This window comes from Acinetobacter sp. YH01010 (genome assembly GCF_013420775.1).
In the GTDB taxonomy this organism is placed as follows: domain Bacteria; phylum Pseudomonadota; class Gammaproteobacteria; order Pseudomonadales; family Moraxellaceae; genus Acinetobacter; species Acinetobacter amyesii.
In genome coordinates this window covers 157838-170569 of the sequence record NZ_VOYF01000006.1, presented here as the reverse complement: position 1 = coordinate 170569, position 12732 = coordinate 157838, and the positions used below count along the sequence as shown (strand labels likewise).

The 12732-nt window shown below is 42.0% G+C and carries 9 protein-coding genes and 4 tRNA genes; 6 read left to right on the top strand and 7 right to left on the bottom strand.

Annotation, left to right across the window (positions count from 1 at the left end):
- The first annotated feature begins 69 nt into the window (after window positions 1-69).
- Window positions 70-1317, top strand: coding sequence for a YihY family inner membrane protein (locus FTT77_RS07700; protein WP_078192438.1), 1248 nt, complete (start codon window positions 70-72; stop codon window positions 1315-1317).
- 54 nt (window positions 1318-1371) lie between these two features.
- On the opposite strand, the gene FTT77_RS07695 is transcribed toward FTT77_RS07700, so the two are convergent.
- Window positions 1372-2301 (bottom strand): DMT family transporter, encoded by a 930-nt coding sequence (locus tag FTT77_RS07695; protein WP_180026044.1) that lies wholly within the window; start codon window positions 2299-2301, stop codon window positions 1372-1374.
- A gap of 103 nt (window positions 2302-2404) precedes the next feature.
- Here FTT77_RS07695 and FTT77_RS07690 point away from each other — a divergent pair, with 103 nt between their 5' ends.
- Window positions 2405-3220: a helix-turn-helix domain-containing protein gene (locus FTT77_RS07690; RefSeq protein WP_180026045.1), complete on the top strand. Its 816-nt coding sequence runs from the start codon at window positions 2405-2407 to the stop codon at window positions 3218-3220.
- Between the two features lie 95 nt (window positions 3221-3315).
- On the top strand, window positions 3316-4065 hold the full coding sequence (locus tag FTT77_RS07685) for a tetratricopeptide repeat protein (protein WP_180109104.1): 750 nt from the start codon (window positions 3316-3318) through the stop codon (window positions 4063-4065).
- A 79-nt stretch (window positions 4066-4144) separates the two neighbouring features.
- On the opposite strand, the gene FTT77_RS07680 is transcribed toward FTT77_RS07685, so the two are convergent.
- Together FTT77_RS07680 and FTT77_RS07675 are read right to left on the bottom strand one after the other, a co-directional pair.
- A complete protein-coding gene (locus tag FTT77_RS07680) occupies window positions 4145-4786 on the bottom strand; it encodes a fumarylacetoacetate hydrolase family protein (protein WP_180026047.1) in 642 nt (213 codons plus the stop codon).
- A 32-nt stretch (window positions 4787-4818) separates the two neighbouring features.
- Window positions 4819-5316: a YcxB family protein gene (locus tag FTT77_RS07675; RefSeq protein ID WP_180026048.1), complete on the bottom strand. Its 498-nt coding sequence runs from the start codon at window positions 5314-5316 to the stop codon at window positions 4819-4821.
- Window positions 5317-5500: 184 nt separating this feature from the next.
- On the opposite strand from FTT77_RS07675, the gene FTT77_RS07670 reads away from it, so the two are divergent.
- On the top strand, window positions 5501-6784 hold the full coding sequence (locus FTT77_RS07670; protein WP_257223979.1) for an SRPBCC family protein: 1284 nt from the start codon (window positions 5501-5503) through the stop codon (window positions 6782-6784).
- A 92-nt stretch (window positions 6785-6876) separates the two neighbouring features.
- Here FTT77_RS07670 and FTT77_RS07665 read toward each other — a convergent pair.
- From FTT77_RS07665 to FTT77_RS07650, 4 genes are all read right to left on the bottom strand, one after another.
- Window positions 6877-6953: transfer RNA gene (locus FTT77_RS07665), tRNA-Arg, on the bottom strand.
- A 551-nt stretch (window positions 6954-7504) separates the two neighbouring features.
- Window positions 7505-7581, bottom strand: a tRNA-Arg gene (locus FTT77_RS07660).
- Window positions 7582-7626: 45 nt separating this feature from the next.
- A tRNA-Arg gene (locus FTT77_RS07655) sits at window positions 7627-7703 on the bottom strand.
- Window positions 7704-7718: 15 nt separating this feature from the next.
- A tRNA-Ser gene (locus tag FTT77_RS07650) sits at window positions 7719-7808 on the bottom strand.
- Window positions 7809-8076: 268 nt separating this feature from the next.
- Between FTT77_RS07650 and rnr the strand changes: the two genes are divergently transcribed.
- Together rnr and FTT77_RS07640 are read left to right on the top strand one after the other, a co-directional pair.
- A complete protein-coding gene (gene rnr, locus FTT77_RS07645) occupies window positions 8077-10494 on the top strand; it encodes a ribonuclease R (RefSeq protein ID WP_180021624.1) in 2418 nt (805 codons plus the stop codon).
- Between the two features lie 160 nt (window positions 10495-10654).
- Window positions 10655-12694 carry a M3 family metallopeptidase gene (locus tag FTT77_RS07640; RefSeq protein WP_180026050.1) on the top strand — a complete coding sequence of 680 codons (2040 nt, stop codon included), beginning with the start codon at window positions 10655-10657 and terminating at the stop codon, window positions 12692-12694.
- Window positions 12695-12732 lie beyond the last annotated feature (38 nt).

Here is a 12732-nt window from a genome sequence, read left to right as displayed (position 1 = left end):
CTATTTTTTGGTTAAGCTAAGTGATGAAAATTGCATAAACATGACTAAAATAACTCGAGACTTGAACGAATGATCGAAGCATTTTTAAAAAAACTTCCCTTTTACGACAAGAAATGGTTTCAGTTTGTTTTATTTGTCATTCGACGTTTTGAAGCCGATCGCTGCCGTGAACAAGCAGGATCATTAACCTATACCACCTTGTTTGCAGTGGTACCCATGTTGACCGTATTCTTGGTCATCATCTCCTCAATTAAAGCTTTAGAACCTGCTCGTCAACAGCTTCAACAATTGATTTATAGTAATTTCCTACCGAAAACGACAATTGCTTTTGATAAAGCACTGAATGCATTCACCGATAAATCCAGTAACCTGACTGTTATTGGTGTACTGTTTTTATTCATTACCACAGTTATGATGCTGACCAGCATTGAGACAGTATTTAACCGAATTTGGCGGGTGCGTGAGACACGTGGCGGCATTATTGGCTTTATGCGCTATTGGACTATTATCTCATTAGGCCCAATCTTATTGGGTAGCGCATTTGTTGTGTCATCTACCTTGGCCTCTATGAATGTCCTCAGCAATAATTTTGCCGGCTATGAACTGGATGGGGCTTTTCTGCTGTGGATCTTGTCTTTTTCATTGACCATTTTAGGTTTTTTCATTCTGTATTGGACGATTCCCAACCGCAGTGTGCCGATTAAGGCGGCGCTGATCGCGGGTGTCTTTAGTGCCGTGGTATTTGAATTACTCAAAAACCTCTTTGGTTTTGTCATGTCAAATTTCACCAGTTATCAAATCGTTTACGGTGCTTTTGCTGCAGTGCCAATTTTCCTGCTTTGGATATTCCTTTCATGGAATATCGTACTGATTGGGGTAGAAATTAGTTATGCACTGACCGCTTTCAATTCGGGCAACGACCAAAAACGTCATCCTGTTATTATGTTGATGGATTTGCTTGAATTATTTTATAAAAAGCAAAAACTCGGTCAGAGCGTGACAGAAAAAGAAGCGCTTGAGGTTTTAGGGCGTGATGAAATCGGCCGCCTGCCAAGCTATATTTTATTGTTTGAAGAGCAACACCTGATTAAACGTACAGATGATGATCATTATGTTTTAGTTCGTAATTTAACCCAAGTGGACTTTTGGAGTTTTTACAGTAAGCTGCCCTATCCGCTCCCTAAACGGCAAGATTTAGGTCGCGTCGATCCAGATGATGTTTGGATGGAAAAAATTGGGCCGCAACTGGTCGAATCGGATGATTATCTCGCGGCCAAACTCTCGATACCGCTTGCGACTATTTTTGAAGAAAAATAACCGTATAAATTAAAAGGGAGAACTGCAGTTCTCCCTTTTAATTTATACATGATATTAGATCGCTGTGCACTGATGTCCCATCAATTTAGACAACCACCGATGCAAGGTTACCGTCATCACTCCAACCATTACTAAGGCCGTTCCCAAAATAAAGTTCAGTTCAATCGTTTCGTTTAAGATCAATACGCCAAAGACCAGTCCAAAGATTGGGGTAAGGAATGAAAAAACGCCCAGACCATTGGCCAGATATTTACTTAACAGCCAAAACCAAAGCATCAGGCTAAAAAATGAAATAATGAGCACATGAAAAATCATACTGCTGATGGACAACACCGTCCAATGTACAGTCATTTGTCCTGTCAGCCACGCCACGGGTAATAAAAATACACAACCACCAACCAACTGATAAAACAAGGTCTGAGTCGGAGGTGCATCAGAGAGTTTGGTGAGTCTTAATGAAATGGTGGTCAAGGCCCACATCACCCCAGCAAGTAATGCCATCGCATCACCCAACAGGGCTTGAGTGTTGACTGTAGTACTACTTTCACGTCCCATAAACGACAGTACTATTCCTGAAAAGGCAATAAAAATACCGACCCATTGGATCGCTGTGAGTTTTTCTTCAGGCAACTTCCAATGTAAACCTAATGCCACAAAAATCGGTGCGGTATAGAGCAAGACAACGGTATGTGATGCAGAGGTATAGCGCAGGGATTCTGCCACTAAAATAAATTCGGCTGAAAATAAAAACGCCAACCAAATACCCGGCAGCAAGTATTCGCGTGTATATAAATGTGTTCCCGGCTTGAGACGAATCAGTGGAAAGACCAACAGCGCAGCCAAACCCGATCGAATGGCAATTTGCATGATCGGCGCAATATCAACCGCGGCCAATTTCAAAATGACCTGCTGAATCCCTAAAATCATGCACAAAATAATCATCAGGCCAGAAGCTTTTGCATCTAGCGCCTTACGCTGTTCCACACTATTTACTCGACAATACGATAAGCAACACTATAGAACTGTCAGAAATAAAATATATACTTCAAAATAGACAAGTGATCTTCTTATTCAGGCAAAATTTCTCATGCGTCATAAAGCTCGTGCAGATCATACGCAGTTGCAACAACTTCCCACCAACGATGAAATTCAAGCAGCACTGTGGATCAGTTTTCGTGACGATCCTGCACTGTCTGTTTATCCCGTTCATGGACATGCTTGGGGCGAGTTTGTCTATGCCTTTAATGGCGTAATGGAAGTGAACATCAACCAGATAGACTATATTACCCCACCACCTTATGGCATTTGGCTTCCCCCACACTTAGAACATAGTGGTTTAAATCGTACTGCAGTTTCACATGGCACCTTATATGTACATGAATCTCTATGCACCCACTTGCCGAAACAACCGGGGATTTTACTCAGCTCACCTTTAGTTACAGCGATATTCAGCCATTTGCGTCTGTTGCATCAACAAGCCGATCTCATGGAAAATACGGCCGAGTATCAACGCTTACTCCATGTGATCTTAGATCAACTGCATCAAGCCAAATTGGTCAGTAGCTATTTACCGCATTCGGAACACCCTGCCCTCAAACAGCTGCTTGATTATTTACATCAACATCCTGCAGATCAGAGCACGCTTGAGCAATTGGCAAAGCGGATAAATATGACGGAACGTACTCTGGCGCGTTATTGTCAAAAAGAACTTGGGATGTCCCTGCATGAATGGCGACAACGTCTCAAAGTCATGAAAGCCATGTCCATGCTCAACGCAGGTCAAACCGTCGAAAATATTGCTTTAGAACTTGGTTATGCCAATGCCTCGGCGTTTATAAATATGTTTAAAAAATGGATGCTTTGCACCCCAGATCAGTTTAGGAAATCCGCTTTAAAACCCTAAATGTGTTTAAATTTAGCTATAAGGGTCTCTATAAAGTGATTCAACAATCCGTTAAGATCAAAAAATCTACGAAAATGATAATAATTCCATTTCAAATGAATAAAAAAACCATTTTAGCGCTGTGTTTATCTGCCGTATTTTTAACGGCTTGTAGTTCCAAAGAACAGCGTGAATTTAAATCTGCACTCAAAATAGCTCAAAGTGGTGATGCGACTGCGCAAATGAAAGTGGGTGATTTATACCTCACTGGAACGGGCACAGAACAAAATATCGAACAAAGTGTACATTGGTACAAAGCTGCTGCGGATCAAGGCACTACGGACGCATTCGCATGGTTGATGACTCAAGCCTACCAAGGAAACCCGCATGCAGATCAAGTGATTCGAAAGATGCAGCAAGATGGCAATATTTTCCTTGCACACTGGGTGCTAGACCTTGCAAAAAAGACTCATGATCCTGCTGCTGAATATACCGTTGGTTGGATGTACGACACGGGAAAAGGCTTAATTCAAGATAAGCACCAAGCGCAAATTTGGTATGAAAAAGCTGCCAAACAAAAGAATGTCGAAGCAATCAAAGTCTTGGGAAATCAACATTATTTTTCTGAACATCCTTCGTCTACACCCGACAAAGCAGCTGAATATTTAAGCTACACCGCAGAACAAGGGCAAGATGCTGACGCGGCGATGAAAATGGCACATTATTATCATTATGATATTCGAGATGGTGAAAAAGCGCGACAATGGTATGCCAAAGCTGGTGCATTGGGAGACACCGACTCACAGCATATGGCAGACACCTATGAAACATGGAAAGACACTGGTCCTTTATTTACAACCCAATGAGCCACCACCATCAAGCAGTACTGAATAGATCAATCAAAAAAGGCTGCATTAAGCAGCCTTTTTGTATGTCGTTCACAGATTATTTGACAAAGGTTGTCCAGACATAGTCCTGATTTTTGCCTTTTAGGGTCATTTTCAACTGCTCACCTGACTGTAGTGCCGCGACACCTGCAGGCGTACCCGTCATGACCACATCACCCGCCTCAAGACTAAACACTTGGCTAATATCGGCCAACAAAGTACCCACATCAAAAATCAGCAATGCAGTATCACCGTTCTGACGCAATTCATCATTGACATGCAAGGTATAATGCACATCTTTCCAATCTTGAACCACCTCTTGGACATCGACCCAATCCGCAAGGATGCAAGAACCATCATAAGCTTTGGCACGCTCCCAAGGCTGACCTTTTTTCTTTAAGTAATCTTGTAGATCACGCAAAGTCAGATCTAGGCCCAAAGTCACAGCTCCAACTGCTTCTAAGGCTTTGAGAGGATCAGTTTCAGCCGATAAAGGGCGATCAATACGTAAACTTAATTCGCATTCATAGTGGCAACTGCCCCATGCAGGATTCCATGTGATGCCTTGCTCTAATGCGGTTAATGCACTTGGCGGCTTCATAAAAAGCACAGGACGGTCAGGAATTGCATTGCCTAATTCTTTGGCATGATCTGCATAACTACGACCGACGCAAACAATTTTAGATGGACGTGACTGCATACTACTCCCTCTTTTGTTATGAATAGATTGTCTTAGTGCTGAAAAGTATTGCTAAAAATCGCTTGGTCCGCAGTATCTTTAAATGCACTTTTCGGCACAATAATCACGGTTTTATTTTTCAGCTCAAGCATATAGGTCAATTTGCCTTCAGCAAAATTGGCCACTTCAACATAATGGAAGATATTCTTACGACCATTGGCATGAATTTCTGCATAGTCTTGAAATAAATCAATACCTTGTTCACTTTTTCCTAATTGGTATTTTACAAACTGGCGTTTAAACATCATCGGTAAAAACCAATAACGCATGATACCTTGAAGAAGTAAAAAGAAAGCACCCAGCCCAACATAGTAGGCACCGACACCATTTACACCTAAGTAAAAACCCCAGATGATAATCCCAAGGCTAATGGCTGGCGTTAAAAAACGCGTAAATTGCTTTTTGCCAAAAGTAGCTAGTGCAAAACCATCCTGTGATTCTTCTAGATTTAAAAAATAGCGCAGCGATAATGCAGGTAGATTTTCAGACATAAGCGTATGAATATTTAAAAATGAATTGCGCTAAATACTACACCACAATTCAAACTTGCTTCATGCTTTTTAATGATCGGTTGTAACACATCACTACTTCCCTTCCCTCTAGAAATACGTTAAAAACAGCAACAAATAAAAGATTGCATACGCAGGATGTGACATGCAGATAACAAAAATAATCATGATGCTAGTGTTTCTGAGTGGACTGAGTATATCGACCAGTTGGGCCAAATTCGTTCAATGGCAACCCCAGATCCCTAGTAGTTTGGACTTATTTAATGGCAATGCCAAAGCCTTGGCAAATCTTGCCGGTGATCACATCGTGATTTTTGCACATCCTTCACAGCAAATTAGTCTACCCACGATGAAAGCAGGACAAAAAGTCGTTGGTAAATTTCAAAGTGCCGCAGTGGTTGTCCCAACCAACAGTAAAAATGTCGCCAGATTACTCAGTAATTATCCAAACTACGCCGGCTTATTTCCCACGCTAAAATCTGCTGAGGTTTTGCAACAGCAAGGTTCAACCAGCCAAGTTGAATATCGCATCCACATCCCGACGCCGATTCCGGTTTTAAACTTTAAAGAAACTGTGGTGATGCAGCACCAAATTCAGCACAACAGCATTAATAGTTTGGTTCTAGAAGCACCAGTGCCCTTTGGTGCAGGGAAAATTGAATGGTTTGAGATTGATGCACAACACACCTTGATTAGTGTGACCCAATGGGGCGATTTAAATCAGCCCAAAGGTTTTTTGTTTAGCAAAATATTAAATGCCTTACCCGATGCCAAATTAGGGATTCCTGCGGGAGCCAATGGTTTTTTACTCGAATCATTACAGCGCCGATTTAAAGCCTTTAGTAGTGAAACTCTCGCTGCAAATCAATTGCCTGAACTCAAATTGAATGCCTCTCAACTCGACAAAATCACCCAATTAAGTCAAAGCTCGAAAGAACCTGTGTCCTTTATTTTGACAGCGCAGCGCGTTCCCTTTGGGCAAAATTATGAATTCATGCGCTTTAGCACCAGTTTTCAATATTATGCACAAGAGCCTTCGAGCTTACAGCGCTGGATTAATGTGTCTTCGTTCAAGCACTTATTTCCAAGACAAGTCAAACATATGCAAGTGCAGAAAATTAATCCGCACCTCATGGATGCCGACTATAAAATTTCGGTGGGTTTAGGTGTGATCAATATTCCCTTTGATTTTAAGATGCGTTTTAACTATCCCGACTTACTGCAAAATCAATATACCGCAACAGGTGGGGACTTAAAGTTTGTCCGAGGTGCAATGCATATTCGCCCCTTACAACAAGGGTCGTTATTACAATTGACCAGTGCGGTGAAGATTGATGACAAAGCACCGTTTTTACTTCGTGCTATGCGCAGTATGCCGTATCACGACATGTTACCGGCTTTAGGCGGAAATACGGTCTTTGCACTCAAAGTTAAACAAAAGCTAAGTTAGAACCTTGATTGATGAACTGAATTTATTGTTTTTAGCTATATTTCAGACACAAAAAAACCGCAACATGTGCGGTTTTTCAATCTTGATCAAGTTGGTGCGCTCAGAGAGATTCGAACTCCCGACCCCTTAGTTCGTAGCCAAGTGCTCTATCCAGCTGAGCTATGAGCGCGACGTCTTGATGAGGCTCATTATACGTGATTTTTATTTTTTGTTAAGAGCTTTTTCATATAAATTTAACCAAACGCACAGCAAATAAACAATTACCCTTTAAACACGCTAAAAATCAGCTAGATTTACTTTTTTAATGACTTTTGCATCACAAGTTTGGAATTTAAACTTAGCAATACTCACGTATAAATGCTCAAGATAGATAACAAGTATATCGCCATCATTGAATCGCGGCTTTAACTCACCAACTTTTCTTTATCTTAGCTTTAAAAAATGCATCGCCATGAACATCTGAAATGAGGGTTTATCTGCTGAAAAAAGCAAAATCAAATTTACTGATGGGTCGTCTTATAAAATACAACGCTTTATACAATCTAAGTAAGAGACAAAAGACAAAAGACAAAAGACAAAAGACAAAAGACAAAAGACAAAAGACAAAAGACAAAAGACAAAAGACAAAAGACAAAAGACAAAAGACAAAAGACAGGCTGCATCAAAACGATAAATCACAGGCACAAAAAAACCACAACATGTGCGGTAATTTGTTCAAGTTGGTGCGCTCAGAGAGATTCGAACTCCCGACCCCTTAGTTCGTAGCCAAGTGCTCTATCCAGCTGAGCTATGAGCGCGTAACTTGTGTCGTCTTAAAAGACTACGTTTTCAGATTTACTTATTGGTGCGCTCAGAGAGATTCGAACTCCCGACCCCTTAGTTCGTAGCCAAGTGCTCTATCCAGCTGAGCTATGAGCGCGACATAAGTAAATCGTGGCGGTGAGAGAGGGATTCGAACCCTCGATACAGTTGCCCGTATGCATCCTTAGCAGGGATGTGGTTTCAGCCACTCACCCATCTCACCGTAACGTGCCGCCATAATACAAAGATCATGATACGACTGCAAGCACAGTCGTTATATTTTTTTCATTTTTTTACTCAATTAGATATTTTTTAAACGATTTTCAAAAAATTAGTGCAAAATTAGTTCAGCACACACTGCTGTCCCCTACATTTCAGCTTTAAACATTATAAAATATCGGCATAAAACACTTTATTGCAATCAATTGCGTGCAGTATCTGCTTGCATGACTTATGCTAATCCTAATCTTCTGATTTGAAGCCAAATACATATGAAAAACTGGGTCGACCCTGAAGCAAAAGCTGAAGCCGAACGTTATGACAATCCAATTCCAAGCCGTACTCTAATTCAAGAGACGATTGAACAACTGAAAACTGCAATGTCGCATGCCGATCTTGTAGAACATTTTGAAATTGCCGATCAAAAAAGTATTGATGCACTGAGTCATCGTCTGATTGCGATGGTTCGAGATGGTCAGTTGATGAAAGATGGATTTAAGTTCCAGCTTGCAGCTGAGCAACCGACTCATGAAGCAACGGTTTATATCAACTCAAAAGGTTTAGGCACAGCCAATATTAGCGGTGAAGATGACCTTTTACTTCCTGAACGTGAGTTGCGTCAGGTGTTTAATGGTGACCGTGTTAAAGTCCGCCAAACATCGGTAGACCGTAAAGGCAAGGCATGGGGCTTTATTACTGAAGTTCTACAGCATCGTGTCAAAGAAATTATTGGTAAAGTGTCTGAATATGAAGGTGAATATTTTATTCAACCGGCAAATCCCAATGCACACCAACCGATTACTTTAGAAAAAGAATTAATCGAGCATGCCAAAGTCAAACTCGGCGACTCTGTGCGTATTGCGATTGACAGCTACCCAACCAAAGAAGAATTTGCGACAGGTCATATTGTTCAGTCGATGGCAGATAAAGCAGACACTGAAATTATTATTCCGCAAACCATTTTAGAGTTTGGTTTACCTTACGAATTCCCTGAAGCGGTACAACAAGAAGCCAACAGCTTTAAAGAGCCATCAGAACAAGATCGTGAAGATCGTGTCGACTTACGTGATTTAGCGCTTGTCACCATTGATGGTGAAGATGCCCGCGACTTCGATGATGCCGTGTATGCGGAAAAACGTCCGGGTGGTGGTTATCGTGTTGTCGTGGCAATTGCCGATGTCAGCCATTATGTACGTCCGGGTAAACCGCTCGATGACGAAGCTCAAGAGCGCGGTACATCGGTGTACTTCCCTCATTTTGTATTGCCGATGTTGCCTGAGGCGCTGTCGAATGGTTTATGTTCTTTGAACCCACACGTAGACCGTTTATGTATGGTCTGTGATTTAAACTTATCTCGCGCGGGTCGTGTCACTAAGTTTGAGTTCTATCCGGGTGTAATGCATTCAAAAGCTCGTTTGACCTATACTCAAGTGGCCGAATATTTTGAGGGTAATAGTCAAGCCATTCCTGAAGACCGTGATGTACGTAAATCGGTCAATACCTTATTCCAATTGTATCAAGTGTTGAAAGGCTTACGTGCTGAACGCCACGCGATGGAATTTGAAACCGTTGAAACTTATATGACCTTTGATGAGCTAGGCGGTATTAACGAAATCCTACCGCGCAGCCGTAATGATGCACATAAGCTAATTGAAGAATGCATGTTGTTGGCAAACGTCGCAGCGGCAGAATATGCATTAAAAAATGAAATTCCAATGCTGTACCGTGTGCATGAGCCACCTGAGTTTTCACGTATTCAAAAGGTTCGTGATTTTGTGAAGTTATTGGGGCTGCCATTCCCTGAACAGCCGACTCAAGCTGACTATCAAGCCGTAATCGATGCCACCAAAGACCGTATTGATGCTCCAAGTATTCATGCCGTTTTACTCCGTTCAATGATGCAAGCTTATTATGGCGCGAACAATGCAGGTCACTTTGGCTTGGCTTATGAAGCGTATACGCATTTCACATCTCCAATCCGTCGTTATCCAGACTTGTTACTTCACCGTGCCATCAAAGCACAATTAAAGAAAAAGCCTTACCCAATTTCTGGTGCTTCGCTGGATGATGCAGGTGAACACTTCTCTGCGACCGAACGCCGTGCGGATGAAGCTTCACGTTCTGTCACTACATGGTTGAAGTGCCATTACATGCAGCAGCATTTGGGTGAAGAGTTTGTCGGTACCATCAGTGCAACTGCTGAATTTGGCCTGTTTGTAACGCTCAAAGACTTATATGTTGATGGCATGATCCACGTCAGCCAATTGGGTGATGACTTCTTTGTCTATGACCAACCGAGTCAGAGCTTAATTGGTCAATCTCGAGGTCAAGTTTTCAGTCTCGGCGATGAAGTGAAAATTAAAGTCGCTGGTGTGAATCTAGAAGAGCGCAAAATCGACTTTGAATTGATTCAACAATTGAGCCATGCAGGTCGTGCTATTCGCGCGCGTGCCCCTCGTGTTGCAAAACCTACAGCCAAAGAAGAAGTCTTTTCAGAACGTAAAACCAACGCTGCTGAAGATGGAGAACAGCCCATACGACGCAAAAAATCGAAATCTAAGCCCAGTTCATTCGGTAAAAAGCCTGCTAAAAAATCTGCAAGCAAATCTGAAGCGAAGGCTAAAGATAAAGTGAAGAAAAAATCAAAACCGAAAAAGAAAAAATCCAATGCAAAATCATCTGCGGATTAAGGTTTAAATCAAGAGCGCTTCGGCGCTCTTTTTGATTCTTCAGGTCAGTGAAGACTTCTCGACCTCTGCAGAAGATGAATAATTCCTGATTTAGTCTTGATTTAACCCGCAACAAACCCTACATCTATAAATAACTCAGGATTTATATGAAGTAGAAAATATGACTTTAGAAAAGGCAACTTTGCCCGTTCCTCAATTTGATCAAATTACCTTAGATCAACTCAAAGAAAAAATTCAAAATGCGATTCAACACGGTCAACAATTTCTAAATGAACTGACAGTTGTTCCAGATTCGGTACAAAAACAACTAAATACGTTAGAACAGGTCGATGACCTTGAAAATAATATGAGTGAAGCTTGGGGCGTGCTGTCGCATCTAAATGCCGTGATGAATAATGCTGAAACTCGTGAACTTTACCAATCTTTACTACCCGTCCTGAGTGAGTACTATACGCAGCTAGGTCAACATACAGTGTTGTATCAAACGTATCAGCATGTACATGACAACAGTGTTTTCGACACGCTTCCTGCAGCACAGCAAAGCGCGATTAAACTTGCGTTACGAGATTTTAAACTTTCAGGCGTAGCCTTAGAAGGTGAACCGAAAAAACGCTATGCAGAAATATCTGCACGACTTTCACAGTTATCATCAGACTTTTCCAATCACGTATTGGATGCCACCCAAGCCTACTTCAAACCTTTAACTGAAGCGCAGCTCAAAGGACTACCTCAAGGCAGTATTGAACTTCTGAAACAATATGGTCAGCAACGCGAACTCGAACAGGCTGTAGCCACACTCGACTTCCCGTCTTATATTGCCATTATGACCTATGCAGAAGACCGCGAAGTGCGTGAAGCGCTCTATAAAGCCTATACCACACGTGCTTCTGATCAGGCAGACTCTGCTGAATTTGATAATACAGCGGTCATGGAAGAAATCTTGAAGCTACGTCAGGAAATGGCAAGCCTGCTTGGTTTTAACAACTACGCCGAATTGTCCTTGGCAAGCAAAATGGCACCCGATGTAGCGACTGTAGATCAGTTCCTGATTGAATTGGCAGAACATGCGCGTGAACCAGCAGAGAAAGAAATCGCTGAACTGAAAGCCATTGCAGCGCAAGACGGTATCACTGAGTTACAACCGTGGGATGCCACTTTCTACTCAGAAAAACTCAAAGTTCAACAGTTTAATTTGTCACAAGAAGACCTGAAGCCCTACTTCCCTGCACCTAAGATTATTCAAGGCTTGTTCAGCATTGTAAATCGTCTCTATGGCATCAATGTAATCGAGCGTGAAGCGCCTGTTTGGCATCCTGATGCACGTTATTTTGAACTTGAAGATCAAGGCAGCGTGATTGGCGGTTTTTACTTTGACCTGTATGCACGAAGCGGTAAACGTGGCGGTGCATGGATGAGCGGCTTCCGTTCACGCATGCAAACTGAAAATGGTCTGCAAAAACCAATTTGCTACATGGTCTGCAACTTTACCCCACCTGTCGGTGAGCAAGCTGCTTTACTTACCCATGATGAAGTAACGACGTTGTTCCACGAATTTGGTCATGGCTTACATCACATGCTCACTGAAGTCGATAATATTGCTGTGGCTGGTACACATGGCGTGGCGTGGGATGCAGTAGAGCTACCAAGTCAATTCATGGAATTTTGGACTTGGGATCAAGAAAGTTTAGATTTACTCAGTGAACATATCGAATCAAAACAAACTTTACCAGCCGATCTGTTAAAAGCACTACAAGATGCGCGTTTCTTCCAGTCAGGGATGCAAACGTTACGTCAAATTGAATTTGCCATGTTTGACTTAAATATCCATAAGGCCAACCCTGCTTTGGACGCTGCAGGCATCCAACACACCCTAGATGATATTCGTCAAAAATATGCAGTTGCACCCACTACTTCGTACAACCGTTTCCAACATGGTTTCAGTCATATCTTTGCAGGTGGTTACGCTGCTGGTTATTATTCATACAAATGGGCAGAGGTTTTGGCAAGTGATGCCTTCGACCGATTCGAAAATGAAGGAATTTTTAATACTTCGACTGGCAAGTCGTTTAGACAATTTATTCTAGCAGTTGGCGGAAAAGATACGGCACTTGACGCATTTATCAATTTCCGCGGACGCGAGCCAAAAATAGATGCTTTGCTGCGTCATCAAGGTTGGACGAACGCATCTAAAAACGCTTAAACTAGGGACCTTAGTTAGATTCAAGGTAAGTATGATGA

Excerpts from the sequence above, each read along its gene's own strand:
- FTT77_RS07700 (WP_078192438.1), top strand. The coding sequence starts at position 70 with ATGATCGAAGCATTTTTAAAAAAACTTCCCTTTTACGACAAGAAATGG.
- FTT77_RS07690 (WP_180026045.1), top strand. The coding sequence starts at position 2,405 with ATGCGTCATAAAGCTCGTGCAGATCATACGCAGTTGCAACAACTTCCC.
- FTT77_RS07685 (WP_180109104.1), top strand. The coding sequence starts at position 3,316 with ATGAATAAAAAAACCATTTTAGCGCTGTGTTTATCTGCCGTATTTTTA.
- FTT77_RS07680 (WP_180026047.1), bottom strand. The coding sequence starts at position 4,786 with ATGCAGTCACGTCCATCTAAAATTGTTTGCGTCGGTCGTAGTTATGCA.
- FTT77_RS07675 (WP_180026048.1), bottom strand. The coding sequence starts at position 5,316 with ATGTCTGAAAATCTACCTGCATTATCGCTGCGCTATTTTTTAAATCTA.
- FTT77_RS07670 (WP_257223979.1), top strand. The coding sequence starts at position 5,501 with ATGATGCTAGTGTTTCTGAGTGGACTGAGTATATCGACCAGTTGGGCC.
- rnr (WP_180021624.1), top strand. The coding sequence starts at position 8,077 with ATGAAAAACTGGGTCGACCCTGAAGCAAAAGCTGAAGCCGAACGTTAT.
- FTT77_RS07640 (WP_180026050.1), top strand. The coding sequence starts at position 10,655 with ATGACTTTAGAAAAGGCAACTTTGCCCGTTCCTCAATTTGATCAAATT.